We start from the raw sequence: 26,257 nt of genomic DNA, 5'->3' as shown, positions 1-26,257 counted from the left end.
GCCACAATGCGTTTTTTTCGTCAGGAGAAGCGCAATGCAGGACAAACGATGTGTGATGATACTTAATGCCGCTCTGCCGCCAGGCAAAGCGACCAACGCCGCCGCCGTGATCGCCTTAACCCTGGGACAGCGCCATCCGACATTGGTTGGTGACGCGCTGGAGGATGCAGAGAACTACCCCTCACCCGGTTTGATTACTACCGGCATTCCGGTGCTGGCTGCCTCCGGCCAGGAGCTGGATGTTTTGCGGGAACAGTGCGAACAGGCAGAGTACGATCTGGTGCTGTTTCCGGAAGCAGGCCAGAGTACCACCGATTATCAGGCGCTGGGTGACGTACTGCGGCAACAACCCCGTCAGCAGTGGCGTCTGCTGGGGCTGGCTATCGTCGGCGATAAGAAAGCGCTGCGCAAACTGACGGCAAAACTGCCGCTTTTCAGTTAGTTTTTCAGCGGGAAGCAGGCTGAAACTTCCCTTGCTCCTGCGTTTCATCAGCCGAACCCATCGTTTGTATAGGTTATTTGTACAGATTTGGGTTCGGATTAATCCTTTTAAGCTGCTGATAAGTGATTAATAGCACGTTTTGCCAAAGGATCCGATTGTACAGATTGCCCTTCATTGTATAAGTTTACTGCCATGAGTTGTCATGCGACTCTGTAACGAATGATGCACTTGCGTCGCCTCTGAAGGTGTCAGTGGATTTCCACCTTCAGAGGTTATTTTTTTATCTGCTCAGTTTTTGCAGCTGGCACCATCGCATCTGTCCATGTGATGGTTTTTTGATCGATTTTGTCCTGACATCCGAACCGGAATCGGGCTGTTCTGAAGGGCTTACACATGCAATATATTCTTCCCCGGACCAATCAGGAAATTGCTGATTACTTTAATCCTGCCGCCAATAAGCCAGCCAGCGAGATGGAAATGCTGGGTATCCTTGTTGCAGAAATCCTGCAATCAGGCATGCCAGTGAATAATAAAGCCATTATCTCAAAGCTTATTCACCGGCTGGAACTGGAAAGCGAGAGGGAGATGCTGGACATCTACCGGCAGTTGCTTGACCTGGTGGTCCATAAAACCCCGGACGATTTTTCACTGTAATCGCGACTCCACGGAGGGAGTCACCCGCCTTTTTCTGGCATCTTCGCCAGTCGCCCGGTACTATCTGCCCCTCACCATTATCCTGATTTTCCCGCCCCTCGCGCGGGAGCAAAACAACTAAAGAGCCTGCAAAACTTTATGACTCAGACCAATGATGTTGCCGCAACCGACGTTGTGGCGGGCGATATCAGTGTGGGGCGCGTTCTGCGTTCGCCTGCGCTGCTGACCCGTGAATGCCTGGCCGGTGTGATTACCGCGCTGGCGCTGATCCCTGAAGTGATCTCTTTTTCCGTTATTGCCGGTGTCGATCCGAAAGTCAGTCTGGTCGCCTCGGTGGTACTCTGCCTGACGCTATCGATACTGGGCGGTCGTCCGGCAATGGTCACGGCAGCGGCTGGTTCCGTGGCGCTGGTGATCGGGCCGATGGTCCATCTGCACGGTGTTGAATATATTCTGCCTGCGGTCGTGATGGGCGGTGTGATTCAGATTCTGTTTGGTGTGGCTGGTCTGGCGCGCATGATGCGCTATATCCCCCGCTCGGTCATGCTGGGATTTGTGAATGCCCTTGGCGTGCTGATTTTCTTTGCTCAGGTGCCGCACGTCTGGGGTCAGTCATCCCTGGTGTGGATCTTCTTTGCCGTCACCCTGGCTATCGTGCTGTTGTTGCCGCGCCTGCTAAAGAGTGTTCCTTCACCTCTGGTCGCCATTGTGGTGGTGACTGCGGTCGCACTGTTAATGGGTTATCGCATGCCGAACGTGGGCGATGAAGGGCCAATGAGTCCTGGCCTGCCCGGTTTTAACAGTCTGCTGGTGCCGCTTAACCTGCAGACCCTGCAGATTATCTGGCCCACCGCACTCAGCATTGCCTTTGTCGGGCTGATGGAGTCACTGCTGACCGCCAAACTGGTTGATGACCTGACCGATACGCCTTCCAGTAAGCGACGTGAAGCCTGGGGCCTTGGGGTCGCAAATATTTTTGCCGGTTTTTATGGCGGCATCGCCGGGTGCGCGATGATAGGTCAGACGATTGTTAACGTTGAGCTGGGCCGGGCGCGCAGCCGTGTCTCCACCCTGGCCGCCGGTCTGGTGCTGCTGTTGCTGGTGACCGGACTCAGCCGGATTATGGCGCAAATCCCGATGGTGGTGCTGGCCGGGATCATGATGGTGGTGGCGGTGAAAACCGTTAACTGGCATAGCCTGCAGCCCGCCACCCTGAAACGTATGCCGTGGTCAGAAACGCTGATTATGGTGCTGACGGTGGCTGTGACGGTCTGGACAGGTAATCTGGCGCTGGGCGTGCTGGCTGGGGTGATCCTCGCGATGCTGCTGTTTGCCCGTCGTATTGCGCACGTTATCCATGCGGAACGCCAGCTGAGCGACGATGGCAGCTCAGTGCGCTATGTGGTGCGTGGTCCGCTGTTCTTTGCCAGCAGCAACGATCTGTTTGAGCATTTCGATTATGCCCATGACCCGAAAAAAGTGACGATCGATTTAACCCACGCACAAATCTGGGATGCATCCAGCGTCGCGGCACTGGATGGCATTGAGTATCGCTATCAGCGTTATGGTGCAGAGGTGACCATTGAGGGGCTGGATCCACGCAGTACTGATTTCCATCAGCGCCTGACCGGTAATTTCGGCTAAGAGGGTGCGTTCTGCTGCCTCTCCGGCAGCAGAATTTACTCAGCCTGTTGTCGGCGCGCCCGGTAACGGCCCACCATCGTAATCAGCGCCTGATAGATTAAACCGGCGTAGAGACTTGTCAGAACCGCCAGACCAGGCTCCTTGCCCTGCTGCTGCCATGACATAAACCACATGAATACGCCCCACAGAACAGAGAATACCAGCCAGCCGCGGACGAACTTCATCATGCCATTCATAACGACTCCTCTTAAATGAAGCGCTACCTTAGCGTGCTCATGCCCGCAACGCATTCCCGGCTTGCAGGAGTTGAGAGGCGTCTCAAATAATCGCCATTAATTTACGTTATGCAGCGGACGCCCGACGCTGACTGCGCGATTTTTTGTCGATTCTCTATACTTTACGTTCCGCTTACCTGATCAGGGAATTACGATGAAACGTACGGCTTATCTGTTATCGACGCTGGCTATTCTTGCTACCCTCACCGCCTGTGCACCGCCACCGCCGGGCAGAGATGCCCCACCACCGCCACCGCCACCGCCAGGCGGACAGCAGCCGGTTGGCACACCGGGTGGTGTCGGTCCGGCAGGACAACCGCAGGGATAATGTATTTCAGGCCAGCCTGTCTCGCAGGCTGGCTAGTGCCGAAAGGCGCAGCCGCAGGCTGACATCTCACCCGGAATGACTTTGCCAGAATGAGAGTGACGCTGCTGTAATTGCCCCTCTTCATCGCTGTTTTCTGCCTGCTGACCCAGCCAGCGATCTAATGCGCGGCCGATGATTTGTCTGACGTCCGGTGACCAGCTGGTAAGATGCCAGGTCGGACTGCGGGCTTCCTCAGTGTCACCAAACCCTGCCACCGCCAGATGCGTACCCTGACCAAAATCGCGTACTGCCTGTATCGCACCAAACGCCAGCAGATCGCTTTCACAGAAAAGTGCCTGAATGCGCTCAGCGGCACGGGTCTTTTTCAGATACTGCATCATCGCCTGATAAGCGCCGTCACGGTCGTCAGCGGCAGCAGTGAGTTCTGCATCCAGCGTCATGCCTGCCGCCTGTAATGTGGTGCAGTAGCTCTGCTTCTGCGCCACGTCACCGGGCTGGATCTGCAAAAAGCCAAACCGCTGATGCCCCTGTGCGAGCAGTAACGCTGCTGTCACTTCGCCCGCCCGCAGCGCATCCGCCTGCCATTCAGGCTCTGCGTCAATCTCCAGCACCGGCAGATTACAGGCACTGATGGCCTTGTTTCCGGGCAACAGCAGCAGACCCCGCAGCGCAAGGGGCGTCGCCTGCTGGATGAGAGCTGTCAGTGCCACGTCAGTTTCGGCATTCAGCAGCACCGTGATAACCCCGCGCGCATTGAGCTGGCGCGTGACCTCATCCAGTATTTTCTGTTGAGAGGGATTGCGCAGCTGGCTGGCGACAACGCCGATAATCGGGGGTAAAGCCGGTTCCGTTAAGTCAGGAATAGACGGTGTATTCATTGGCGTTAGCTTCTCTGAGACGGCAAACAATCCTCCACTTTACGATAAGCCAGGGTGTTTCAACAGGTTACAGAGTTCGATGTGGGCCGCAAAAATGAGTGAAATCAGATGTAACTGAGTTTGCGGTGGCAGAGCAGCAGGCGTTAAGAAGAGGCGAGAGAAGGACCGGGCAGCAGGAATTGAACCCGCATCGTCAACCCATTAAGAGTTGCAGTAATACCTTTATACCATGCCCGAAAAGTTTGCCTGGAAAGCACACTGTGTAGACTGTAGACAAGGTTAGTGCTCCTTTCAGAACTGACAAGCGCAAGCGGCGTGTTTATTCAGCAATCGCTGCTTAAACCCATAAACCAGGCGCGGGCACCTGCAGACATTGATTATTCCGCTAACCTTAAATTTCAGGCAGCCTGTCCCGCCCGGGACGTATGGCCAAACTTATATAGAGGTCAAGACTATGCCTTCAGGACAATTCTACGTGGTTGATCAGCCCGAACTGAGTTTTACCGCCAACTATCGTCTGGATAAGGTCAATGACAAACCCTTTGCCTCGCGGATGGTTCTGGAGATTCAGAAGCAGTCGCAGCCAACAGATGCATTCGATGCTATCAGCATCGGGCATGAAGTGACCTTTGTTTCATCCAGTGGAGAGGCGCAAAAAATGGTGCTGGTAAGTGATACAGCTGATGAGCTGGTGTTCAGCTCCCGCGGCTGACGGCGGCTGATACTACCAGTCGGATGTTTCGTCACCGTCGCGCCAGATAACAGACACAAAAAAACCGCCCTTGGGCGGTTACGACATTACTGCATATTACTTTGTTTTATTCTTTTTCTGCGGCAGAAATATGGTGCCCGGGGCGGGACTTGAACCCGCACAGCCTTACAGCCGAGGGATTTTAAATCCCTTGTGTCTACCGATTTCACCACCCGGGCAGGGTGTAACTGGAGGCGCGTCCCGGAGTCGAACCGAGGTACACGGATTTGCAATCCGCTGCATAGCCACTCTGCCAACGCGCCTTAAACTGATGTGCCGTCAGGCTAACCTGACCTGCGAATCTGGAGCGGGAAACGAGACTCGAACTCGCGACCCCGACCTTGGCAAGGTCGTGCTCTACCAACTGAGCTATTCCCGCAATTTTCAGCAATTTCGTCGAACCTGCTGATTTTATTTATCTTCTGGCAGCCTGGCTGCCGTTCGATGCGTTGCATTCTACTTAGATGACGCAATGAGTCAATAAAATTATCCTCACAGCGTGTCCGTTTGCTGCTTTTTAAATCGTATCGATCACGGTTCGAGCAGATCGCCGCGCGCAGCGCTTAAATACTGGAACATAGACCAGAAAGTCAGCACTGCAGCAATGTATAACGCGACTACGCCAACCGCCACAACGGTAGCATCAGGACGCCACAGTAAGGCAAACAGGGAGAACATCTGAGCGGTGGTTTTCACTTTACCAATCCAGGAAACCGACACGCTGCTGCGTTTGCCAATCTCCGCCATCCATTCACGCAGTGCAGAGATAATGATCTCGCGGGCAATCATAGTGGCTGCAGGCAGCGTAATCCACCAGGCGTGGAAATATTCCGCCACCAGCACCAGCGCAATCGCCACCATCACTTTATCCGCTACCGGATCGAGAAACGCACCAAAGCGCGTCGTCTGCTTCCAGCGGCGCGCCAGAAAGCCATCAAACCAGTCGGTGATGGCAGCAAAAACGAAAATCAGTGCGGTAGCCAGCGGCGCCCAGGTGAACGGCAGATAGAAAGCCAGCACAAAGAACGGAATGAGCACGACTCGAAACAGGGTGAGACACGTCGGGATGTTTAATTGCATATGCCGGTAACTGTCTGGATATAGGTAAAATTTAGCCTATGTTCCTACATTGCCCCCCCTGTTTCAATGCTAGTGTTTCAACGAGTAGTATATTTTTTCTGCCAGCGCGTGTGAGATGCCAGGTACATTGGCGATCTCCTCCACTGACGCATTCATCAGCGGCTGCAGGCCCCCCATGTACTTAAGCAGTTGCTGACGCCGTTTCGGCCCTACGCCTTCGATGCTTTCCAGTGCGCTGGTGTTCTTTACTTTGGCTCGTTTTTTACGATGACCTGAAATGGCATGATTGTGAGCGTCATCACGAATGTGCTGAATTACATGCAGTGCTGGCGCATCCGGTGGCAGCGAAACACCCTCACCTTCCGCCTCAAAGAACAGCGTTTCCAATCCGGCTTTACGGTCGCTGCCTTTGGCGACACCGAGTAAAATGGGCCGTTTTTTGTCCCAGGGCACATCCAGCTCCGCGAAAACCTGCTTCGCCTGAGAGAGCTGGCCTTTACCGCCATCGATCAGAATCACATCCGGGATTTTATCTTCTTCAATCGCTTTACCATACCGGCGTCGTAACACCTGATTCATGGCAGCATAATCATCGCCCGGCGTAATGCCGGTGATGTTATAGCGACGATAGTCAGCACGCAGCGGACCATTCTGGTCGAACACCACACAGGAGGCGATGGTCTGCTCACCCATGGTGTGGCTGATATCGAAACACTCCATGCGCGTGATCCGGTCGAGCTCAAGAAACTCTGCCAGGGCCATCAGCCGCTGATGAATCGTGGAGTGCTGCGACAGACGTGTGGTTAATGCCGTCGCGGCGTTAGTGCGCGCCAGCTTAAGATAACGGGCGCGATCGCCGCGCGGCTTGCTCTGGATATTCACCCGGCGTCCTGCCAGTGCACTGAGCGACTCCGCCAGCAGCTCACGCTCCGGCAGGGTAAAGTCCAGCAGAATATCACCCGGCAGCGTGCGTGCCTCGCTGCCCTGCAGATAGAACTGCCCGACAAAGGTCTGAACCACTTCGGCCAGGTCGGTATCCACCGGCACTTTCGGGAAATAGCTGCGGCTGCCCAACACTTTGCCCTGACGGATAAACAGCACGTGAAGACAGGCCATGCCTGCTTCATATGCCACCCCCATCACATCCAGGTCATCACCCTGATTGGAGACAAACTGCTTTTCGGTGATACGGCGCACAGCCTGAATCTGATCGCGCAGTCGTGCCGCTTCTTCGAAGCGCAGGCCAATGCTCGCCTCTTCCATACGTTTGACCAGCTGAGTGAGAACCTGATCGTCTTTACCGGCTAAAAACAGGCGTACGTAATCCGTCTGCTGCGCATACTCCTCTTCACTGACCAGGCCCGCGACACAGGGTCCAAGACAGCGACCGATCTGATATTGCAGACAGGGCCGGGAGCGATTGCGGTAGACGCTGTTTTCACACTGGCGGACAGGAAAGACTTTTTGCAGCAGGCCCAGCGTCTCGCGCACCGCATAGCCGTTGGGGAACGGGCCAAAGTATTCGCCTTTGGCATGCTTTGCACCACGGTGCATTGCCAGCCGCGGATGGGTATCGCTGCTGAGAAAAATGTAGGGATATGATTTATCGTCGCGCAGCAGTACGTTATAGCGCGGCTGATAGAGCTTAATGTAGTTATGCTCAAGCAGCAGCGCTTCGGTTTCGGTGTGGGTAACGGTGACATCGATGTGCTGGATATTGCTGACCAGCGCTTCGGTTTTGCGGCTGCCGACCTGAGTCCGGAAGTAGCTGGTGAGACGCTTCTTCAGGTCTTTGGCTTTGCCCACATAGATGACGGTGCCTGAAGCGTCATACATGCGGTAAACACCGGGTTTGCTGGTTACCGTACTCAGAAAGGCTTTGGAATCAAAAACGTCATTCACTACTGATTAACGGCTCCGCATTATAGAGGCCATGTCGAATGGCCAGATGCGTTAACTCTACGTCGCCACTGATATTCAGCTTACTGAACATCCGGTAGCGGTAACTGTTAACGGTTTTAGGACTGAGATTTAACTGCTCGGAAATTTCCGTCACCTTTTGTCCCCGGGTGATCATCAGCATAATCTGCAATTCCCTTTCCGACAAACAGCTGAAAGGCGATTCCGCTTTTTGCGGCTCAATCTGGCTCAGCGCCATCTGTTGAGCAATGTCTGACGCGATGTAGCGCTGACCGGCATTTACCGAGCGAATCGCATTAATCACTTCCTGTGGCGCAGCCCCTTTACTGAGGTAGCCTGCTGCACCTGCCTGCATAACCTTCGCAGGCAGCGGATTTTCCGTGTGAATGGTCAGCATGATAATTTTGATATCAGGATTATATCGCACGATTTTGCGCGTCGCCTCCAGTCCGCCGATCCCCGGCATGTTCATATCCATGAGGATCACATCAACCTGATTGGCACGGCACCATCTGGCGGCATCCTCGCCACAGTTGACCTCTCCGACCACGGCCAGACCTTTCACATCCTCCAGGATGCGACGGATACCCGCGCGGACAAGTTCATGGTCATCAACAAGAAGCACACTGATCAACGGGGAAACTCCAGAGGCTAAAAAAGAAGAAGTAATTCACGATTTCAGGCATCAATCATACCCGCTTTTACCTCAAAAGCACATCAACAAAGCAAAACAGTGTAAGCATTACATGATTGCTGTCAGGCCCGTCCGGAAGAGATTAACCGGCGGTGATGATAAAAGATCGGATCGCGAAAAAATAAATAAATGTTATTATTTTCAGTGGATTAACACCATCTCGCTTTAAGGTTTAGTGCCGTACATCCTCGCCACGGCTGAGTTGATGAAGCCTGTGATTACTTTCAGCGATTGATTAGTTGTACTGGACAAACCAGCCTTTGAAGGCGAAGCGAAGCGCCCGTCTCAGCAACTTACTGCCCCTGTGATATACTCACGCACTGCTGTTCGGACAAATTGCCGACACGTTGTCATTCACCAAGGAGAAACGCATGAGCGATGAAGATTTTGCAACTTCCCAGGAAGCCCGGAAATTAGCGGATGAAATCGCAGGCCTGAAGATGATGATCACCCTGATTCTGAAAGGTATGGGACAGGCTGATGCCGGAAAAGTGATTATTAACATGGAACGCTATGTGCAGACGCTGGGCGATAAGCCTCAGGCGGAAGTGTTCAGCAATACCATCAAACAGATCAAAACAGCCTACCGTCAGTAAGCTTTTTTGCCCCCAGCAGCGGGGGCAAATACGCTAACTGTGCGCCTGCCAGTTAACCGACACGCCCAGCGTTGGCAGCACCTCTTCCGGGCTGAAACGACGTGTTCCCCGATATTTCTCTGCCAGAGCGGGCTGAACGACCGGAATACGGATCGCAAACAGATTATCTTCTGACAGAATGAGTCCCGGCGTCAGCGGCTCATACACCACGCCATGCTCTTCAAACATCTTCTCCAGCATCGGCGTTGCCGAACTGATGATGTATTCCATGCCGTTCAGCTCTGCCAGCTGTACCGCGTGCCAGAGAATGTTCAGCGGCAGTTCCGCGTCGACTTCCAGCCGTGCCGAGAAGCGCGACATCTCCCACACTTTCTCATGGCTGAAAGGCAACACAATGCCTTCACTCTGCTCAGGTTCGAACCAGGGCATCAGACGCGCGCAGCCACTAATGCCCTCACGCGCATTCCATGCGATTAGCCAGGTGACATCTGATCGATCGTAGCGATCATACTCCTGTCCTGGCGTGCTCAGGCGCGGAGGGATTGACCACCCTTCGCCACGCGCAAAAACGCTATAACGGTAGCTGCCGAGTTCGGCAAGCAAAGAGGATGGCATATCCTTTAATTGCGTTTGCACTATTTTCATCATGCGCCTCTGACATCCCCATGTTTGCAATGATTTCTTTGCGCCAGCCTGGCAAAGCCCCGGCGCAGGGTAGACAACAGACCTGTACAAAGGAACTGCCAAATGTAGCAGTTGTGTTATGTTCAAATCAGTCCGATTGCCGCTGCGTAGCAGGCAATCTGCGTTTTATTGGAAACATTGAAACGCTTTTGCATATTTTTTTGGTGAAAGTTAACGGTATGTTCAGAGATGGATAAAATAAGTGAAATTTCGACCGCCGTTTTTCCTTCGGCTGTCCATTTCAGAATTTCCAGCTCGCGCTGACTAAACGCTTTTTTTAGTACCATCATTGCATCATCGCTAAAGCGCTCCAGCGTATCCAGGCTTAGTTCCGCTAAAAGGTGTAGTTTCACCTCCAGCTCAGCATGGCGGAGCTGGACAGAAATGGGCTGTTGCGATGATATAGATAATATACCAATGACGCGATTTGGTGCCATTGCGGAGCAAGAAAATCCGCTCTGCAGCCCATATTCTCTCGCCTCATGCCAAAGATTGCCGGCGTCAGTGAACTGTTCCTCAATCCAGGCCATCCCTCTTCCCGGTCGCTGACACAATGTAAGCACCGGATCGACAGCGTAATAATTCTGCTTCTCATAACGTTTAACCCATAATTTGGGATAAGTGCTATGTAAATGAATACGCGGCCGGGTAAATGGCACCGGATGCTGAATCAAAAAGGCAAAATAATCGAAGCCCAGTGATTCAGTAAACTGTTGCAATAACGTCTTCAACTCAAAAGAAGCCGTTAATGCCTGAAATTTCTCTTTCACCTCACTTCGCCAGGCGAAATAGTTTTCAGTACTCATATTGCCTCAGCGTTAATTTCACTCGCCCTTCCGGTATTATTCATTCGGATTCATCGGATAAATTAAATTAACAGCAGAAAATTAATTTATCGTTGAGGTGAATCCCTCACCCTCTGCAGCGCATAAAGTCCTTCACCGTTATGACGGAGTAAAAAAATGCCCCTGCCCCTGTAACGTGAGGCCGGCCACAGCAATTTCAATCACCCCAGGAGAATAAGATTTTTCTGATAGAAATTCAATCCCTGCCGATGAATTGAATTTCATCTCAGTTACTGGAGGGCTGCTGGAAATATTAAATCGTCTACAAGACATTGAGTAAATAATGCGTAAACAAAGCGTTAATTACATCTCAATAAGCGAAGCGGCAGCGGAAAACTGCTGACATATTTTTTATCAGGAAATAAGCTCTGCTCTTCAGGCGATGCCGCATTCCTGTGATGAGTCCCCCTACACAGCAGCACGCGCCTCACAATCCGGAAAAGCTAACGGGTTCACGGACTGTACCTGCGACCTCTCAATGCTGATTCTGCTCCTCTTGCCGTTGCTGCCCGACAGGCGTAACGAAGGGCTGAGTAATAACAATATTCTGCGAAAATCCTGCCCGACTGCGTCGACTAGCGGACGAGTGGACGAGTGGACCCGCTCAGCCTTTAAGCAGTTTTTTAGACTGCGAATAATCTGAACCAAAAGCGGTGCATTAAAAAATCAGCTTTATTTATCTTCTGCCTGAACGCAATACGTGGCTTAGATCACTATTTATGCTGACAGTACGTTATGGCAGCAATACGCTCAACCCTGACTCTATTTTAGTCATGAAAATCACTTAACCGATAGTCACGCAACTAAATCACTGAAAAAAATTGCAACGGGTAAATTCCCGATTGTTATTTGATGCTGCATGCTTTATCGATGCAATTAATTTCTCTTAATTCACTTTTCAGCATCGTGAATTAATTTCATCCTGACGTTGCTGGCACTGTTCAGATGAGACGACGAAATTTTAATTCTGACTGCATTGATGAGCACTTTTCTTTTGTAATTTATGGACCTGAAAAAGGCTGCCTGATCAGCCTCCTGATTTGCTGCTGGTTCATTGTCAGGTGTGGCCGCGCTGGCAATGATAACTGGATTGGTTTTTCCCTTACCGGCTGTTTAATTCTTAATCAAACACGGTATTGATCCTGCCTGATGATTTATCGGCAGTAGCCGGCGCCACGCATACCCAGATGAAAATGTGAGGCGTGCGCGGCGTTGTAGTCCGGCCCCAGCGCATTGCCGAATACGTCACAGCCACCCCGCCATAGCGTGTGCAGCATAGCCGCTTTCTCTTCTGGCTGTTGCCAGTGACGACTGACCTCAAGCCGCTGGCCATCATCCAGCTGGAAGCCGGTCACATCCCAGGCATCGGCGGTGGCATGCTCACTGAGCCGCCCCTCTGCGCGGTGATAAATATTACGACAGGCATAGCTGCCAACATGAGTAATTCGTACCAGTGGACTATGCATATCCCGGGCGATCTGGTCCCGACTGCGCAGGGCATACATGGTGCTGGCGACCGCCATTGGACAGCTGGCGAGAAAACTGCTGCTGAGGCTGACCGGGCCAAATTTCTGAATTCGCAGCGGATGGCCGATCGGACAGTTGCCTGTGACGGCCGGACGCTCGCTGAAACTCACCCAGCCCGCCTGTTGGGCACGACGCATCACCGCCAGACATGCGTCGGGATCCTGGGTCAGCCTTTTCATCTTTATCTGCGTCATCCAGCCAGGGGGATCGGTGACGGAGAGTGGTGTAAAGGGATTGAACTGCGGCGGGAGATGCTGCTTAAGCCAGGGTAAGCTGACCCATCCCAGCGCAATTAACAGCAGAAACAGGATAAGCGTACGCATAATTCCCTTTGCAGCATAATGATTAATAACTAAAAAGTGTAGAAGCACATTCCGCTTCATGCCGTCTGTCTGACAAAACGTGATGAATAATCACCCAGACTGACGCAGGATTGAACGAAACCGTCCGTTATTACGGCTTACGGAGCGTCAGGCTTCACAATTGATAAAAAAGCGTTACCCGATTCCGGCCCTCTTCCTCTATCTTATGCCCACTCGCCCTCTGGGCAGACGCGTTTACTAACAGCCAGCAGAGCTGACACAACATCAAGACAGGAAAGACAATTCTATGGTTGATCAATCTAAAGAAACCGCACGCGCCCACGACGCGCCCGACAAGCTACAGCGCAACCTGCATAATCGCCATATTCAGCTGATCGCCATAGGGGGTGCTATCGGTACCGGCCTCTTTATGGGTTCCGGTAAAACCATCAGTCTGGCCGGGCCCTCGATCATTTTCGTCTATATGATCATCGGCTTTATGCTGTTCTTCGTGATGCGCGCCATGGGCGAGTTGCTGCTCTCTAACCTTGAGTACAAGTCTTTCAGCGATTTTGCCGCGGATCTGCTTGGGCCGTGGGCAGGCTATTTTACGGGCTGGACTTACTGGTTCTGCTGGGTGGTAACCGGCATCGCTGACGTCGTGGCCATCAGCGCCTATTTCCAGCTCTGGTTTCCGGGCTTCTCGATCTGGATGAGCGCCCTGCTCTGCGTGGTGGTTTTTCTGGCACTGAACATCGCCACGGTTAAGCTGTTTGGTGAGATGGAGTTCTGGTTCGCGATAATCAAAATCGTCGCCATTGTCGCGCTGATCGTCACCGGGATTGTACTGGTCTCAATTCACTACCCTTCACCCGGCGGTGGCACCGCGGCGCTGAGCAACATCTGGGATCACGGCGGAATGTTCCCGAAAGGACTCAGCGGCTTCTTTGCCGGATTCCAGATTGCGGTGTTTGCCTTTGTCGGCATTGAACTGGTCGGAACGGCAGCGGCTGAAACCCACGATCCACATAAAGTCTTACCGCGCGCGATTAACGCGATTCCGCTGCGCGTCATTATGTTTTATGTGCTGGCGCTGATGGTGATTATGGCGGTGACGCCGTGGACCCAGGTCATGGCCGACCGCAGCCCGTTTGTTGAGATGTTCGTGCTGATTGGCCTGCCTGCTGCGGCGAGTATCGTTAACTTTGTGGTGCTGACCTCTGCTGCCTCTTCAGCCAACAGCGGCATCTTCTCCACCAGCCGTATGCTCTATGGCCTGTCGCAGCAGGGCGTCGCGAGCCGTGCGTTTGGTCGTCTCTCTGCCCGAGCGGTCCCGACTACCGGCCTGTTCTTCTCCTGCCTGTGTCTGCTGCTCGGTGTGGCGTTGATCTACCTGATCCCGGATGTGATGAAGGTCTTTACGCTGGTGACTACCGTTTCAGCCATTCTGTTTATGTTCGTCTGGACCATCATTCTGTGCAGCTATCTGGCTTACCGTAAAAAGCATCCTGAGCGCCATGCCAAATCGGCCTTTAAGATGCCACTGGGCAAATTCATGTGCTGGGTCTGCATGGCATTCTTTGCGTTTGTGCTGGTGCTGCTGACGCTGCAGGAAGATACACGCCAGGCGCTGATGGTCACGCCACTCTGGTTTGCGCTGTTGGGTGTGGGCTGGACGTTGCGTCATCGCCGCAGCCGCTAATCGCTGACGGCATGTAAAAAGCCCGGTCACCTGACCGGGCTTTTTTTTACAGCCGTTCACCCAGCGCAGAGAAAATGGCGGACAACGTGGGGCGTTCATAAGGTAAGCGCTGCGGCCGCGAATCGAGCTGCTGAGGCGTGCCCAAGCCAAAGGTGAAGGTATAGTTATCGCCTTCGCCCATGCGCAGGTCGGCTATCGTGGTCTGCCCATCCTGCTCGCGCAAAGCGTAGAAGCCGTGGCTGAACCAGGCGACACGTTCTGCATACCAGCTGCCCCGGAAGGCGTCGAACAGTTCAGGATGTCGCGGATACCACGCCACATGCAGCGGACGCGAGGGCGACAACAGCGACCAGTAGGCTTCGCCGTAGCGATCCGGCGTGATGATCACACTGCGCCAGACCAGCGTATTAAAGGCAGTGGGCGTCACCAGAACTTTATTGGCCGCAATGCCCTGCGCCGTCAGCGAATCACGAATCTGCCAGCCTGCGACGCCCTGAATCACCACACTCCAGACCAGATAAAGCGTACTCAGTGCCAGGCCGATCCGGTTCCCACGCATGCCTTTGTCACCACGACGCCACAACGCGACACCCAGCCCTATCAGCAACGGCAGCGTATAGAGGGGATCGACGATATAAATACTGCCAATGGCATAGGGATAATCGGTGACTGGCAGACCAAGCTGGGTGCCGTACACCGTCATTAAATCAAGCAGCGGATGGGTAATCAGCGCCAGCCAGATCGCGGGCCACCACACCGCCCACTTCACCCGCTGACGAAAGAGTTCTGCAATCCCCCACGCCATCAGAGGTGAGATCAGCGTAAGCCAGAGCAGCGCATGTGTTTCCGTGCGATGCAGCGTCATGTTGCGTATCGCATCACCATGGTCAATAAACACATCCAGATCGGGTAAGGTGCCGCAGACGCCACCCACCAGCACAGCCTGCCAGATCGGCACCCGACGTCCCATCACCGCCACGCTGACCGAAGCACCCAACACCAACTGCGAAACAGAATCCATTGATTCACTCCGTCACCGAATTGTGAATGTGTCCTGAATTAGCGTACGCGAATCCCTTCAATGATCATGCGCTGGACGTTTTCGACGGTCTGATCGAAAAACGCCGGATCGCTGAGCGTCTGACCAGTCACGGCCTCAACCTGGGTGGCAAAGTCGGCGTAATGTTGCGTGGTGGCCCACAGCATAAAGATCAGGTGCTGTGGCTGTACGCCCGCCAGCCGTCCTTCATCAATCCAGCGTTCAATAATAGCCGCTTTGTCATCCACCAGTTGCTTGAGATCGCCCGCCAGTTCCCCTTTCAGCAAGGGTGCGCCCTGCAGCATCTCCAGGCAGAACAGCCGGGAAGCCTGAGGATGATCGCGTGACACTTCCAGCTTTAGCCGGATGTAACGCCGGATGGCCACCAGCGGATCCTGATCGTGCGCCAGCGCGCGCAATGGTGCCAGCCAGACATCCAGAATCTGTTTCAGCACCGCCACGTAGAGCACTTCTTTAGAGGGAAAATAGTAGAGCAGGTTGGTTTTAGAGACATCGGCCAGCTCGGCCACCTTATCAAGGCTGGTGCCGTGAATACCAAACTGTGAGAAGAAGGTTAACGCCGCTTCCAGTATGGCAGCCCGCTTCGCTGCCACCGCACGCGAACGACGCGTTGGCTTTTTTTCATCGCTATTCACACGTTTACCTCATCCTTCTGGTGTCAGCGCATCATAGCAAAGGGATGAGTCGCTGCCCAATCCGCACCCTGCACCTTTTTTGCTCAGCCTGCATGCAAAATGTGCAGTGAATTTTGACCAGATGGTCCGAAATGGACCAGTTACTCCACTTGCCTCTTCTGGGTTAATTTTAACTGTTTGTTATTTATAACAATAAAAAATGTGGCACACCATTTGCAGAATTGTGACTGAGCGCAGCTTATACGGACGTAGCAGGATGCAGTGCAGCGCGTGAAACACCTTTCCCCCATCACAACGAGGTTTCACATGAAGATAGGCGTCTTTATTCCGATTGGTAACAATGGCTGGCTGATTTCGTCCAACGCGCCGCAGTACATGCCGACCTTTGAACTGAACAAAGCCATCGTGCTGAAAGCAGAGCATTACCACTTCGACTTTGCGCTCTCGATGATCAAACTGCGCGGCTTCGGCGGAAAAACAGAGTTCTGGGATCATAACCTGGAGTCATTCACCCTGATGGCGGGCCTGGCGGCCGTCACCTCACGCATCGAAATCTACGCCACCGCGGCCACCCTGACGCTGCCTCCGGCGATTGTGGCGCGCATGGCATCCACGATTGATTCCATTTCAGGCGGTCGTTTCGGCGTTAATCTGGTGACCGGCTGGCAGAAACCCGAATATGAGCAGATGGGAATGTGGCCGGGCGACGAGTACTTCGGCAGCCGTTATTCTTATCTGACCGAGTACGTTACCGTGCTGCGCGACCTGTGGGGCACCGGAAAATCGGACTTCAAAGGTGAGTTCTTCACGATGAATGACTGCCGCGTCAGCCCACAGCCGCAGCGTGCGATGAAGGTGATCTGCGCCGGACAGAGCGATGCCGGTATGGCCTTCTCCGCTCAGCACGCCGATTACAACTTCTGCTTCGGCAAAGGGGTGAATACGCCTGCTGCGTTCAGTTCGACTTCAATTCGCATGAAGCAGGCCGCCGAAAAAGCGGGCCGTGATGTCGGCTCCTATGTGCTGTTTATGATCATTGCCGCCGAAACAGATGAAGAGGCACGGGCTAAGTGGGAACACTACAAAGCCGGTGCGGATGAAGAGGCACTCTCGTGGCTCACTACCCAGAGTCAGCAGGACACTAAATCAGGCAGCGACACCAATGTGCGTCAGATGGCGGATCCGACCTCAGCCGTCAATATCAATATGGGCACCCTGGTAGGTTCGTACGCCAATGTAGCGCGGATGCTGGATGAAGTGGCGCAGGTCGAAGGCACGCACGGCGTGCTGCTGACCTTTGATGATTTCCTGGAAGGTATTGAGAACTTCGGTCAGCACATTCAGCCGCTGATGGCCTGTCGCAGCGCCCTGCTCGACGCACAGCAGGAGGTGGCATGATGAATACCGTTTATTGTGCCCACACGCCGGATGTTCCACAGGTTGAACTGCCTGCTCGTCCTGAGCCGATCGCCTTTCCGCCAGGCCAGACGGCGCTGATTGTCGTGGATATGCAGAACGCCTACGCCACCGAAGGGGGTTACCTCGACCTGGCGGGCTTCGATGTTTCCGCGACGAAACCGGTGATTGCAAAGATCCATCAGGCGGTAACGGCGGCGCGTGCGGCCGGCGTGCAGATCATCTGGTTCCAGAATGGCTGGGACAGTGACTACGTTGAAGCCGGTGATGCCGGTTCCCCCAACTTCCACAAATCGAATGCGCTGAAAACCATGCGTAAACGGCCCGAACTGCAGGGCTCGCTGCTGTCGAAAGGCGGCTGGGATTACGCGCTGGTCGATGAGCTGGTGCCACAGGCCGGTGACATCGTACTGCCAAAATCGCGTTACAGCGGCTTCTATAACACCCCGCTCGACAGCATGCTGCGCAGTCGCGGGATCCGTCATCTGATTTTCACCGGGATCGCCACCAACGTCTGTGTGGAATCGACGCTGCGTGACGGCTTCTTTCTGGAGTACTTCGGCGTGGTGCTGGAAGACGCCACTTATCAGGCTGGCCCGCCCTTTGCTCAGCAGGCGGCGCTGTTCAATATCGAAACCTTTTTTGGCTGGGTATCGGATGTCGATACCTTCTGCGAAAGCCTGAATGCCCGCTAATCCACGAAGAGGACGTCGCTATGCCGAAAAGTATTATTGTGCCGCCAGGCACCACCACACCCATCGCCCCGTTTGTCCCTGGCACGCTGTCGGATGGTGTGGTCTATGTCTCGGGTACGCTGCCGTTTGATGGCGACAACAATGTGGTCCATGTCGGTGATGCCGCCGCGCAGACCCGTCACGTGCTGGAAACGATTAAAAAGGTGATTGAGACCGCCGGTGGCACGATGGCCGATGTGACATTTAACTCGATCTTTATCACCGACTGGTCGAATTACGCCGCGGTGAATCAGGTTTACGCCGAATACTTCCCCGGTGAAAAGCCCGCCCGTTTCTGCATTCAGTGCGGCCTGGTCAAGCCTGACGCGCTGATTGAAATCGCCAGCGTGGCGCATATCGGCAAGCCGGAGGTCTGATGCAGCTCGATATTCTGGGTCTTCAGAATCCTGAGGCACCGACGCTGGTGCTCTCTTCCGGTCTGGGCGGCGTGGCGGGTTTCTGGCAGCCACAGCTGGCGGCGCTGACGGCACGCTATCGGGTCGTGCTCTATGACCAGCGCGGCACCGGTCGCAGCGCGGACAGCTTACCGGAAGGCTACAGCATGGCGATGATGGCGGCAGAGCTGGCCGACGCGCTGGCGCAACACGGCATCCTGCGCTTCAGCCTGATCGGTCACGCGCTGGGCGGTCTGATGGGGATACAGCTGGCGCTGGATTATCCGGATCGGATCGAACGGATCGTGGTGATCAACGGCTGGCTGACGCTGCATCAGCATACCCGTCGCTGCTTTCAGGTCCGGCAGGATCTGCTGCTCAATGTCGGCGTCGAGGCCTTCGTCCGTGCTCAGCCGCTGTTTCTCTATCCTGCTGAATGGATGGCAGAGCATCAGATACGGCTGGAGCAGGAAGATAGCCATCATGTGACGAATTTTCAGGGGATGGAAAACCTGATGCGACGACTGCACGCCCTGATGAGCGCTGACTTCAGCGCACGGGCTGTCGCCATTCCACAACCGGTGCTGGTCATCGCCAGCCAGGACGATCTGCTGGTGCCATGGAGCTGCTCAGTGGCGCTGGCCGGGGCGCTTCCGAACGCCACTGAAAAGATGATGGCCTGGGGTGGCCACGCCATGAGCGTCACCGACCCCGAAAAATTTAATGCCCTGCTGCTGCAGTGGCTGGATCAGACGGATGACGTGCAGCCGCTGCAGCGCGTCGCAGGATAACCCTTTCGTGGAGAACACTATGAGCCTGGAAACCCTTACCCCAGCCGTTGAGAAAACTGAATTTCGTCATGCGATGTCGCGGCTGGGTGCGGCGGTCAACATCATCACCACAGAAGGTCCGGCCGGACGTGCAGGCTTTACCGCCTCGGCGGTGTGCAGCGTCACCGATTCGCCGCCGACGCTGCTGGTCTGCCTTAACCGTTCTGCCTCAGTTTATCCGGTGTTTCGCGACAACATGCAGCTTTGCGTCAATACGCTGGCGGCGGGACACGAAGCGCTCTCTACTCTGTTCGGCGGGAAAACGACGATGGCCGAGCGGTTTAGTGCCGCTGAGTGGTCGACGGCCGTCACCGGCTCGCCGGTACTGAGCGGCGCGGTTGCCTCCTTTGACTGCCGCATTACGCAGACTGTCAGCGTCGGTACGCATGACACCCTGTTCTGCGAAGTCGTGGGCATAGTGCGAAATGATGATACCCATGGCCTTATGTGGTTTGACCGGGGCTACCATCCCCTGTTGCGGCAGGATGCCTGATCACTCTTCCCTGAAACTTACCGGCATTCATCACGCTCTGGAGTAGACGATGGCACGATCCTGGTTTCCGCAATGGCAAAAGAAGTCGGCACTGACAGAAAACGGCATTATCGCCCCGGATGAAACACTGCCGCTGGGGCAGACGCTGGTGCTGGGTTTGCAGCATGCGGTGGCGATGTTTGGCGCAACGGTGCTGATGCCGCTGCTGATGGGGCTGGATCCCAATCTGGCGATTCTGGTCTCGGGTATTGGCACCCTGCTGTTCTTCTTTATCACCGGTGGTCGCGTGCCCAGCTATCTCGGGTCGAGCGCCGCCTTTGTTGGCGTAGTGATTGCGGTGACCGGCTTCAGTGGTCAGGGACTGAATCCCAACCTCAGCGTGGCGCTGGGCGGCGTGATCGCCTGCGGCCTGCTCTACACGCTGATTGGGCTGGTGGTCATGAAGTCAGGCACGCGCTGGATTGAAAATTTGATGCCGCCGGTAGTGACCGGTGCGGTGGTGATGGCGATCGGGCTGAATCTGGCACCGATTGCGGTTCATAGCGTCTCCGCCTCTTCCTTCGACAGCTGGGTTGCGGTGATGACCGTGCTCTGTATCGGTCTGGTTGCCGTGTTTACCCGCGGGATGGTACAGCGCCTGCTGATTCTGGTCGGCCTGATTCTGGCCTGGGCGATCTATGCGCTGCTGACCAATGTTCTGGGACTGGGCAAGCCGGTCGATTTTACCCTGCTGTCACAGGCAGCCTGGTTTGGCCTGCCGCACACCACCGCACCGACCTTTGATCTGCAGGCAATGGTACTGATCGCCCCGGTGGCGATCATTCTGGTGGCGGAAAATCTGGGACACCTGAAAGCCGTGGCGGGCATGACCGGCCGTAACCTCGATCCTTACATGGGACGTGCCTTTGTGGGCGATGGACTGGCCACGATGCTTTCCGGCTCGATGGGCGGCAGTGGCGTAACCACCTATGCCGAGAATATTGGGGTGATGGCCGTGACTAAGGTCTACTCCACGCTGGCGTTTGTCGCTGCAGCCATCATTGCCATCCTCGCCGGTTTCTCACCGAAGTTTGGTGCGCTGATCCACACCATTCCGGCTCCGGTGATTGGCGGCGCATCCATTGTGGTCTTCGGGCTGATTGCGGTGGCGGGCGCACGCATCTGGGTGCAGAACCATGTCGATTTAGGTCAGAACAGTAATCTGATTATGGTCGCCACCACGCTGGTGCTCGGCGCAGGGGATTTCGCGCTGAAGATCGGCTCTTTCACGCTGGGCGGGATCGGTACTGCCACCTTTGGCGCGATTATCCTCAATGCCATTCTGCGCCGTCGCAGCGCGCAGCAGGACAAACCGCTGGCGCGACAGCAGGGTTAATTACTCCAGCGGTGTGGCAGCAGGCTGCACCGCTTTTTTCCGTTTCAGCCGCAGCTCACTGATGATCACGCCGCAGACGATCAGCGCCCCACCCAGCAACGCCAGCGCAGGCAGGCGCTCACCGGCAATACGCCCCACGATGCCCGCCCAGACCGGTTCTCCGGCATAGATTACCGTGGCGCGGGTTGGCGAAACGCTGCGTTGCGCCCAGTTCATGGTGACCTGAATCAGTGCGCTGGCCGCGCCCAGCCCCAGCGCGCTGAGCAGCAGCGGCGTTGAGATTACAGGCACCGTTTCCCCATTGGGAATCATCAGCACAAAGGCACACAGCGACGCCACCGCCAGCTGGATTAGCGTCACGCGGCGTACATCAACCTGACCGGCATAGCGGCTGATTAAGATGATCTCGGCGGCAATCGCCAGGGTGCTGAGCAGCGTGGCTATTTCACCCGCATTCAGGTTGATGCGGCCATCCTGCGGTCCGGCCACCAGCAACAAGCCGGTAAATGCCAGCACAATCCCCAGCCACGACATCAATCCCGGAGGACGGCGTAAAAACAGCCACTGCAGCAGCGGCACCACCGGAACATAAAGCGCAGTAAGAAACGCAGACTGGCTGCTGGAGATAGTCTGCATGCCCCAGGTCTGAAGACCATAACCCCCGGCAATCGACAGGCCGATCAGCGTGCCCGCTTTTATTTCCAGCCAGGTCATGCCGGCCAGATAACGGCGGAAAAACAGTGCCAGCAGCAGCGCGGCGGTGGCGAAACGCAGTCCGACAAAAAAGAACGGGCCGGAATGCTGCATCGCACGATGCACCACCAGGAAGGTGCCGCCCCAGATCATGGTGATAAAAAGTAATACCAGCTCCTGCCGCGTCAGGCGCAGGGTTAAACCGCGGGGTGTGTCCGACATAATTCACCTGATGATGTGTCCGGACGATATTGTGGGGAGAGCGAGGGGGAAAAGCAACGACGTTAACCGCCGGCCTTAACCGGCGGCAGAGTGGGATTATGCGTCCGCTTTTTTAGGACTGCTGCGCCCGCCCTTCTCACCGGCGCGCGCGGCGCGCTGCGGATCGTTTTTGAAATTACCGCCGCTGTTTTTTCCCCCTTTACGTCCCGCTTCTGCGGCACGTTCACGGTTCTCAGCAAAATTTCCTGAACCTCCACGATGTGTTGTCATGATTTGCTCCTGTCGCGTAGTGCGATAAATAAGAATGAAATAGCAGAGAGCTGACGGCCTGAAGCCAGAATTCAACTCATGCTTAAATAATAGCCAGATTCTTCTTTTACTCGCCCGACAGTCACATTTAGCAACAGAGTAATCACCAGAAATTTGATTAAACAACGAACGTTCTGCCGACTTACAACCGATTAGCTGCGGATTTATTGCCCGACTCGTTCGCCTCCGTTTCCGTATCGCCTGCGTAAAACGAAAGCTCTTCTATACTTTTTCTGGACGTCAAAACCACCTGGAGAGATTTATGGCCAAAATTCTGGTCACCTTACTTATCTAAACGATTATTAGTTAAATCATTGAAAAGGTTAGATTTAAACTTTTAAATTTTTATCATTTTCACATTTACTTCATAATTTATCGATTAAACATACAAAGCCATTTTTTGCATCGATAGCCTTGAAAATTTTCTGGTCAAACCAACACTTGCTTGTATATGCTGCTAACAATCCTTTAGCTTTTTTAATTTAAAAGCTTTCTTCCAGGTATTGTAGGGAGTGACAATTGGCTATTTTTGATATCTTTTCTAAAAGACAAAAACGACTTCGGGGCGAGGTGCCTGACGTCTATCAATACACTGATATCCCTCAAGTTCTAAGGGTGCAAGTGATACACATCGTCAGAGAAACTATTGGAGATGATTACGGGCCGGGTTATGCCGGAGGCGACATTTATGACGCAATTCATAAAACATTATGCCGCGAATATGGATTGTTTACTCTTAACGAACGCGCCAAAAGTAATTCACAAGCTATTTTCGAATTCTTTCTAAATGAAAAGAACCATGAAAGGTGCTTAGATTTCATTGAGTTAAGCTTCAAGTATATTCATCACCTCGTACGTGAAGACTATTACAGATATCAAGGGAATGCCCAAACTGCTGATGATGCAATCGATGAACTCAACAACAGGTTTAAGGAAACAGGTTTAGGTTACCAGTTTGAATCGGGTGAGATTGTTAAAGTAGATTCTCAGTTTATACATTCGGAAGTAGTAAAACCCACACTTCAAATACTCGGTAATAATATTAAATATCAGGGCGTTAATGATGAATTCCTGTCAGCCCATGAACATTATAGACATCAAAACTACAAAGAATGCCTTAACGATTGTCTGAAATCCTTTGAAAGTCTGATGAAATCTATCCATGTAGATCGGGGATGGGATTTTAATCAGAATGATACAGCTAAGAAACTTATCAATGGTTGCCTTGTGAACGGTTTGATTCCTGAATACATGCAGAATGAATTTTCGTCGCTAAGAAGCCTTCTTGAAAGTGGTATACCAACTATCAGGAACAAGGAAGGTGGTCACGGTCAGGGGCACGAAGTAACTAATGTGCCTGAGCATCTGGCAAGCTATGCACTTCATCTTACTGCATCCACCCTACTGTTTCTTGCTAAGTGTGACGAGAAACTATGATTAAAAAAACCCTGAACAGCTTTCACTGAACAGGGTCTATGTTTTAGTTGTTCCTTCTGATTAAAGATGAAGGGTTCCAGCCAGCATTCTGACCAGGACTCTGCCAGCCACCAGCAAGGCCAGTTGCAGACATCATCTGCAATTCGTGCTGCTGGTTGATTGTGTCAAGAGCCACACGCTGGATCGTACCGTCAGGGAGAGCAACGTTAAGCTGACCGTTCGAGACTACTTCAATGCGTAGAGGCGCGAACTCTAATGGTTTCTGGGCTAACAGTGCAGCCTGATTTTGCTGTGCGTATGGGTTATAACCTGCCAGAGCAGGGTCTTTCAGGCCGCCTTTACCCATTCCCTCCCACATGTCACCGATCTTGGTGAACAGCCAATCAACAGGGCTGTCTTTGAGTGTGTTGCCTCCGTGTGTGGTCTCAGTACCAGATGCACCGCCCCATCCCCATTCCTTGTTAGCGAATTTCTGGAACTCTGGAACCCACTTGTCAAAGATGAGGTTACCGAGTTCAACGCCAATGTATGCAGCGGCAGCGATCCCGAATGCTTTACCCGCTGTACTACCCATCACAGAAGTTGCACCACCTTCAGCAGCAGCCTCAGCAGTGCCACCAGCAGCACGACCCACACCGAGCAGACGTCCACCAAGTTTCAGACCACCGAGACCAAGTGCAGCCGTAGCGGTCACAATGAGCCAGTCAAAGAAGGTGTTGAACTGGTCTTTAACAGTATCAAGGGCTTTTTGTGTAGATGGTGACAGAGTGCTGTAGAACTTGTCCCACTTCTCCTCGAACAGGGTCAGGTAACCGTCAATGTTCATCCCGATGTTATCGAGTGCCTTCGTGATATCGCTCAAACGGTCAATAAACCAGCCGATAGCCTGACCTCCACGCTCGAACAGTCCACCAGAGTTGTTCAGTGAGCTGGCAAGGGAGTCATACAGAGTTGAAAGGTGTGAGCTGAAACCACGGAAATTTTTATCCATCGCATAGCGTTCAGCGTTGTACATGCGACCACGAGCAGCAAGGATATTGTGTTGGGCCATCTTCACTTGTTCGGAAGTTGGTTGCATCGCTTTCATCATCAGTTCTGCGATATCTGATCCCTTCATGGTTTTCAGCTTTGCTTTCACATCAGCAGAATCTTTTACACCGAGTGTATCAGCCAGTCTGGAGACTAACGCTGGAGAGGCGTTGACAACCTGTAACCAGTCTTGCCCCATTAATTTTGGAGAAGCCGCGATCTGTTGCATAGCATAGTTCAAACGGTAAACAGCGTCGTTGTTCATGCCTGTTGTATGGGCGAATACTGATTCATCACCGAAGAACTTAGCGAGTTTGTCGTTATCGAATGCTTTAGGCATGGTCATGCGCATCTGAGCCATTTGCTGACGTACTGTCACAGTATCAAGGCCATACTGGTTAGCGACTTCATCAGCTTTAATGGTTATGCGTAGAGCTTCCTGCTTACTGCCATACGCGACCTGAGCCATGGTTGCAGCCTGCTGACGCTTAGCCCCCTCTTCAATGCTGTCTTGGAAGAACTGAACAGCTTTCTGTACAGACATCAGAGCACCAACGAGGGGGATTGCTGCTGATGAGATACCGCCAAACGCTGATCCGAGGTTGCTTGATTCCATTGCAGCAAGGCGCTGTGAAGCACGAGCCTGTGAAGCTACTCGAAGCTGCTGGGAAAACTCATAGTTCAAGCGACGAAGATTTGACTGGAATCCGCGTAGGTTATCAGACGCTGTATGCTGCATCTGGAGAAGCTGTAAACGTGAGTTATAGCGTTCGGCTAACCCATCATCACGTAGCTGTAAGCGTCCATACAGTGAGCTGGTGCGTGCACGTTCAGCGACTGTATTAATACGGCCTCGCACGTTAGCTGGTGGTCTGTTTCTGGGCGCTGTTGTTACAGGTGGAACGGTCACACGAGGCTGTGTCCGATATGCAGCCTGCATCATACGGGCAACGCTTCTTGATGCTGCTCTGCCCTCTTGCTCATAAGAACGGAACAGTCCATTACCAGCATTACCAACGCGAAAGGCGTCTGTCAGAGAACGGTTGATGTTACGTGATGCTGTCTGCGCTCGTTTCTCGATAGCCTTAAAAGTCGGGTTCATGAGTTTGCTGCGGTCTTTTGAGAAGACTTTGTCCAGTCTCTTCTCCATTCTCGTAGCGATTGGGAGGATCTGCTTTTCGAGTTTATTCAGGCCAGCCAACACCTTCTCTGAAAAGCCAAGTGCAATAATAAATTCGTCAACTACCTGATTAGCCATTGCTTTACCTTAGATAAAAGAAAAGCCCTGGCATAACCAGAGCTTAAGG

The 26,257-nt window shown here is 53.5% G+C and carries 27 protein-coding genes and 4 tRNA genes; 14 read left to right on the top strand and 17 right to left on the bottom strand.

The genetic code is table 11. The features are described from left to right. Positions 1-34: 34 nt before the first annotated feature. From AC6I8E_RS06800 to AC6I8E_RS06790, 3 genes are all read left to right on the top strand, one after another. Positions 35-442, top strand: coding sequence for a DUF2000 domain-containing protein (locus tag AC6I8E_RS06800; protein WP_201251591.1), 408 nt, complete (start codon positions 35-37; stop codon positions 440-442). Positions 443-835: 393 nt separating this feature from the next. Beyond that, positions 836-1,096 (top strand): biofilm/acid-resistance regulator YmgB/AriR, encoded by a 261-nt coding sequence (locus tag AC6I8E_RS06795; RefSeq protein ID WP_147788419.1) that lies wholly within the window; start codon positions 836-838, stop codon positions 1,094-1,096. A gap of 138 nt (positions 1,097-1,234) precedes the next feature. Then, complete coding sequence (locus AC6I8E_RS06790; RefSeq protein ID WP_179291175.1) at positions 1,235-2,740, top strand: SulP family inorganic anion transporter; 1,506 nt, start codon at positions 1,235-1,237, stop codon at positions 2,738-2,740. 35 nt (positions 2,741-2,775) lie between these two features. Here the strand turns inward: AC6I8E_RS06790 and AC6I8E_RS06785 are convergent, their stop codons facing one another. Beyond that, entirely contained in the window at positions 2,776-2,976 is a 201-nt protein-coding gene (locus tag AC6I8E_RS06785; protein ID WP_013357389.1) for a DUF6404 family protein, read from the bottom strand. A gap of 193 nt (positions 2,977-3,169) precedes the next feature. On the opposite strand from AC6I8E_RS06785, the gene AC6I8E_RS06780 reads away from it, so the two are divergent. Continuing rightward, on the top strand, positions 3,170-3,343 hold the full coding sequence (locus tag AC6I8E_RS06780; RefSeq protein WP_497824577.1) for a hypothetical protein: 174 nt from the start codon (positions 3,170-3,172) through the stop codon (positions 3,341-3,343). Between the two features lie 32 nt (positions 3,344-3,375). On the opposite strand, the gene AC6I8E_RS06775 is transcribed toward AC6I8E_RS06780, so the two are convergent. Both AC6I8E_RS06775 and AC6I8E_RS06770 read right to left on the bottom strand, forming a co-directional pair. After that, on the bottom strand, positions 3,376-4,221 hold the full coding sequence (locus tag AC6I8E_RS06775) for a substrate-binding domain-containing protein (protein ID WP_497824576.1): 846 nt from the start codon (positions 4,219-4,221) through the stop codon (positions 3,376-3,378). 164 nt (positions 4,222-4,385) lie between these two features. Next, a tRNA-Lys gene (locus AC6I8E_RS06770) sits at positions 4,386-4,458 on the bottom strand. A 217-nt stretch (positions 4,459-4,675) separates the two neighbouring features. Here AC6I8E_RS06770 and AC6I8E_RS06765 point away from each other — a divergent pair. Further along, a complete protein-coding gene (locus AC6I8E_RS06765) occupies positions 4,676-4,933 on the top strand; it encodes a hypothetical protein (protein ID WP_418162296.1) in 258 nt (85 codons plus the stop codon). A 131-nt stretch (positions 4,934-5,064) separates the two neighbouring features. Here the strand turns inward: AC6I8E_RS06765 and AC6I8E_RS06760 are convergent. From AC6I8E_RS06760 to uvrY, 6 genes are all read right to left on the bottom strand, one after another. Then, positions 5,065-5,151: transfer RNA gene (locus AC6I8E_RS06760), tRNA-Leu, on the bottom strand. Between the two features lie 10 nt (positions 5,152-5,161). Further along, a tRNA-Cys gene (locus AC6I8E_RS06755) sits at positions 5,162-5,235 on the bottom strand. A gap of 40 nt (positions 5,236-5,275) precedes the next feature. Next, positions 5,276-5,351 (bottom strand) — tRNA-Gly (locus tag AC6I8E_RS06750). A 152-nt stretch (positions 5,352-5,503) separates the two neighbouring features. After that, entirely contained in the window at positions 5,504-6,052 is a 549-nt protein-coding gene (gene pgsA, locus AC6I8E_RS06745; RefSeq protein ID WP_013357385.1) for a CDP-diacylglycerol--glycerol-3-phosphate 3-phosphatidyltransferase, read from the bottom strand. 69 nt (positions 6,053-6,121) lie between these two features. Further along, positions 6,122-7,954 carry an excinuclease ABC subunit UvrC gene (gene uvrC / locus AC6I8E_RS06740; RefSeq protein ID WP_418162297.1) on the bottom strand — a complete coding sequence of 611 codons (1,833 nt, stop codon included), beginning with the start codon at positions 7,952-7,954 and terminating at the stop codon, positions 6,122-6,124. Then, positions 7,947-8,606 (bottom strand): UvrY/SirA/GacA family response regulator transcription factor, encoded by a 660-nt coding sequence (gene uvrY, locus AC6I8E_RS06735; protein WP_013357383.1) that lies wholly within the window; start codon positions 8,604-8,606, stop codon positions 7,947-7,949. The genes uvrC and uvrY overlap by 8 nt, the downstream gene beginning before the upstream one ends. Before the next feature lie 431 nt (positions 8,607-9,037). Here uvrY and AC6I8E_RS06730 point away from each other — a divergent pair, with 431 nt between their 5' ends. Beyond that, the gene (locus AC6I8E_RS06730; RefSeq protein ID WP_003849983.1) at positions 9,038-9,262 is read left to right on the top strand and encodes a DUF2594 family protein; all 225 of its coding nucleotides are present in this window, start codon (positions 9,038-9,040) and stop codon (positions 9,260-9,262) included. A gap of 33 nt (positions 9,263-9,295) precedes the next feature. On the opposite strand, the gene AC6I8E_RS06725 is transcribed toward AC6I8E_RS06730, so the two are convergent. The 3 genes from AC6I8E_RS06725 to AC6I8E_RS06715 form a co-directional block, all read right to left on the bottom strand. After that, positions 9,296-9,907 carry an acyl-homoserine-lactone synthase gene (locus AC6I8E_RS06725; protein ID WP_033782566.1) on the bottom strand — a complete coding sequence of 204 codons (612 nt, stop codon included), beginning with the start codon at positions 9,905-9,907 and terminating at the stop codon, positions 9,296-9,298. 122 nt (positions 9,908-10,029) lie between these two features. Continuing rightward, complete coding sequence (locus AC6I8E_RS06720) at positions 10,030-10,752, bottom strand: autoinducer binding domain-containing protein (protein WP_095707412.1); 723 nt, start codon at positions 10,750-10,752, stop codon at positions 10,030-10,032. Between the two features lie 1,193 nt (positions 10,753-11,945). After that, positions 11,946-12,641 (bottom strand): extensin-like domain-containing protein, encoded by a 696-nt coding sequence (locus tag AC6I8E_RS06715; protein WP_013357380.1) that lies wholly within the window; start codon positions 12,639-12,641, stop codon positions 11,946-11,948. Between the two features lie 286 nt (positions 12,642-12,927). Here AC6I8E_RS06715 and cycA point away from each other — a divergent pair, with 286 nt between their 5' ends. Next, on the top strand, positions 12,928-14,322 hold the full coding sequence (cycA, locus tag AC6I8E_RS06710; RefSeq protein ID WP_013357379.1) for a D-serine/D-alanine/glycine transporter: 1,395 nt from the start codon (positions 12,928-12,930) through the stop codon (positions 14,320-14,322). Positions 14,323-14,368: 46 nt separating this feature from the next. Here cycA and AC6I8E_RS06705 read toward each other — a convergent pair whose 3' ends face one another. Together AC6I8E_RS06705 and rutR are read right to left on the bottom strand one after the other, a co-directional pair. Continuing rightward, positions 14,369-15,343, bottom strand: a complete 975-nt coding sequence (locus tag AC6I8E_RS06705) for a metal-dependent hydrolase (RefSeq protein WP_497824575.1) — start codon at positions 15,341-15,343, stop codon at positions 14,369-14,371. 38 nt (positions 15,344-15,381) lie between these two features. Next, complete coding sequence (gene rutR / locus AC6I8E_RS06700; RefSeq protein WP_013357377.1) at positions 15,382-16,017, bottom strand: HTH-type transcriptional regulator RutR; 636 nt, start codon at positions 16,015-16,017, stop codon at positions 15,382-15,384. 306 nt (positions 16,018-16,323) lie between these two features. Between rutR and rutA the strand changes: the two genes are divergently transcribed. Genes rutA through rutG form a run of 6 tightly spaced genes read left to right on the top strand, consistent with a single transcriptional unit; the run spans position 16,324 to position 21,260 of the window. After that, entirely contained in the window at positions 16,324-17,415 is a 1,092-nt protein-coding gene (rutA, locus tag AC6I8E_RS06695) for a pyrimidine utilization protein A (protein ID WP_135909439.1), read from the top strand. Next, positions 17,415-18,128, top strand: coding sequence for a pyrimidine utilization protein B (rutB, locus tag AC6I8E_RS06690; RefSeq protein ID WP_033732201.1), 714 nt, complete (start codon positions 17,415-17,417; stop codon positions 18,126-18,128). Before rutA ends, rutB begins: the two co-directional genes overlap by 1 nt. 20 nt (positions 18,129-18,148) lie before the next feature. After that, positions 18,149-18,544: a pyrimidine utilization protein C gene (gene rutC / locus AC6I8E_RS06685; RefSeq protein ID WP_013357374.1), complete on the top strand. Its 396-nt coding sequence runs from the start codon at positions 18,149-18,151 to the stop codon at positions 18,542-18,544. Beyond that, positions 18,544-19,353, top strand: coding sequence for a pyrimidine utilization protein D (gene rutD, locus AC6I8E_RS06680; RefSeq protein WP_497824574.1), 810 nt, complete (start codon positions 18,544-18,546; stop codon positions 19,351-19,353). Before rutC ends, rutD begins: the two co-directional genes overlap by 1 nt. A gap of 19 nt (positions 19,354-19,372) precedes the next feature. Beyond that, positions 19,373-19,885, top strand: a complete 513-nt coding sequence (gene rutF / locus AC6I8E_RS06675; RefSeq protein WP_033782556.1) for an NADH-dependent FMN reductase RutF — start codon at positions 19,373-19,375, stop codon at positions 19,883-19,885. 49 nt (positions 19,886-19,934) lie between these two features. Beyond that, the gene (gene rutG / locus AC6I8E_RS06670; RefSeq protein ID WP_013357372.1) at positions 19,935-21,260 is read left to right on the top strand and encodes a pyrimidine utilization transport protein G; all 1,326 of its coding nucleotides are present in this window, start codon (positions 19,935-19,937) and stop codon (positions 21,258-21,260) included. On the opposite strand, the gene AC6I8E_RS06665 is transcribed toward rutG, so the two are convergent. Continuing rightward, a complete protein-coding gene (locus tag AC6I8E_RS06665) occupies positions 21,261-22,175 on the bottom strand; it encodes a DMT family transporter (RefSeq protein WP_497824573.1) in 915 nt (304 codons plus the stop codon). 96 nt (positions 22,176-22,271) lie between these two features. Continuing rightward, a complete protein-coding gene (locus AC6I8E_RS06660; RefSeq protein ID WP_013357370.1) occupies positions 22,272-22,445 on the bottom strand; it encodes a con-10 family general stress protein in 174 nt (57 codons plus the stop codon). A 558-nt stretch (positions 22,446-23,003) separates the two neighbouring features. Between AC6I8E_RS06660 and AC6I8E_RS06655 the strand changes: the two genes are divergently transcribed. Further along, positions 23,004-23,921, top strand: coding sequence for an abortive infection family protein (locus AC6I8E_RS06655; RefSeq protein WP_497824572.1), 918 nt, complete (start codon positions 23,004-23,006; stop codon positions 23,919-23,921). 43 nt (positions 23,922-23,964) lie between these two features. Here the strand turns inward: AC6I8E_RS06655 and AC6I8E_RS06650 are convergent, their stop codons facing one another. Next, complete coding sequence (locus tag AC6I8E_RS06650) at positions 23,965-26,208, bottom strand: tape measure protein (protein WP_497824571.1); 2,244 nt, start codon at positions 26,206-26,208, stop codon at positions 23,965-23,967. Positions 26,209-26,257: the final 49 nt, after the last annotated feature.

Source organism: Pantoea sp. X-Soil-YNGN-785 (genome assembly GCF_059730585.1).
The sequence above is the reverse complement of the archived record's forward strand: the minus strand, read 5'-3'. Positions and strand labels throughout refer to the sequence as shown.

Coding starts and splice junctions, on each gene's coding strand:
- AC6I8E_RS06800 (WP_201251591.1), top strand. CDS start 35: ATGCAGGACAAACGATGTGTGATGATACTTAATGCCGCTCTGCCGCCA.
- AC6I8E_RS06795 (WP_147788419.1), top strand. CDS start 836: ATGCAATATATTCTTCCCCGGACCAATCAGGAAATTGCTGATTACTTT.
- AC6I8E_RS06790 (WP_179291175.1), top strand. CDS start 1,235: ATGACTCAGACCAATGATGTTGCCGCAACCGACGTTGTGGCGGGCGAT.
- AC6I8E_RS06785 (WP_013357389.1), bottom strand. CDS start 2,976: ATGAATGGCATGATGAAGTTCGTCCGCGGCTGGCTGGTATTCTCTGTT.
- AC6I8E_RS06780 (WP_497824577.1), top strand. CDS start 3,170: ATGAAACGTACGGCTTATCTGTTATCGACGCTGGCTATTCTTGCTACC.
- AC6I8E_RS06775 (WP_497824576.1), bottom strand. CDS start 4,221: ATGAATACACCGTCTATTCCTGACTTAACGGAACCGGCTTTACCCCCG.
- AC6I8E_RS06765 (WP_418162296.1), top strand. CDS start 4,676: ATGCCTTCAGGACAATTCTACGTGGTTGATCAGCCCGAACTGAGTTTT.
- pgsA (WP_013357385.1), bottom strand. CDS start 6,052: ATGCAATTAAACATCCCGACGTGTCTCACCCTGTTTCGAGTCGTGCTC.
- AC6I8E_RS06730 (WP_003849983.1), top strand. CDS start 9,038: ATGAGCGATGAAGATTTTGCAACTTCCCAGGAAGCCCGGAAATTAGCG.
- AC6I8E_RS06725 (WP_033782566.1), bottom strand. CDS start 9,907: ATGAAAATAGTGCAAACGCAATTAAAGGATATGCCATCCTCTTTGCTT.
- AC6I8E_RS06720 (WP_095707412.1), bottom strand. CDS start 10,752: ATGAGTACTGAAAACTATTTCGCCTGGCGAAGTGAGGTGAAAGAGAAA.
- AC6I8E_RS06715 (WP_013357380.1), bottom strand. CDS start 12,641: ATGCGTACGCTTATCCTGTTTCTGCTGTTAATTGCGCTGGGATGGGTC.
- cycA (WP_013357379.1), top strand. CDS start 12,928: ATGGTTGATCAATCTAAAGAAACCGCACGCGCCCACGACGCGCCCGAC.
- AC6I8E_RS06705 (WP_497824575.1), bottom strand. CDS start 15,343: ATGGATTCTGTTTCGCAGTTGGTGTTGGGTGCTTCGGTCAGCGTGGCG.
- rutA (WP_135909439.1), top strand. CDS start 16,324: ATGAAGATAGGCGTCTTTATTCCGATTGGTAACAATGGCTGGCTGATT.
- rutB (WP_033732201.1), top strand. CDS start 17,415: ATGAATACCGTTTATTGTGCCCACACGCCGGATGTTCCACAGGTTGAA.
- rutC (WP_013357374.1), top strand. CDS start 18,149: ATGCCGAAAAGTATTATTGTGCCGCCAGGCACCACCACACCCATCGCC.
- rutD (WP_497824574.1), top strand. CDS start 18,544: ATGCAGCTCGATATTCTGGGTCTTCAGAATCCTGAGGCACCGACGCTG.
- rutF (WP_033782556.1), top strand. CDS start 19,373: ATGAGCCTGGAAACCCTTACCCCAGCCGTTGAGAAAACTGAATTTCGT.
- rutG (WP_013357372.1), top strand. CDS start 19,935: ATGGCACGATCCTGGTTTCCGCAATGGCAAAAGAAGTCGGCACTGACA.
- AC6I8E_RS06665 (WP_497824573.1), bottom strand. CDS start 22,175: ATGTCGGACACACCCCGCGGTTTAACCCTGCGCCTGACGCGGCAGGAG.
- AC6I8E_RS06660 (WP_013357370.1), bottom strand. CDS start 22,445: ATGACAACACATCGTGGAGGTTCAGGAAATTTTGCTGAGAACCGTGAA.
- AC6I8E_RS06650 (WP_497824571.1), bottom strand. CDS start 26,208: ATGGCTAATCAGGTAGTTGACGAATTTATTATTGCACTTGGCTTTTCA.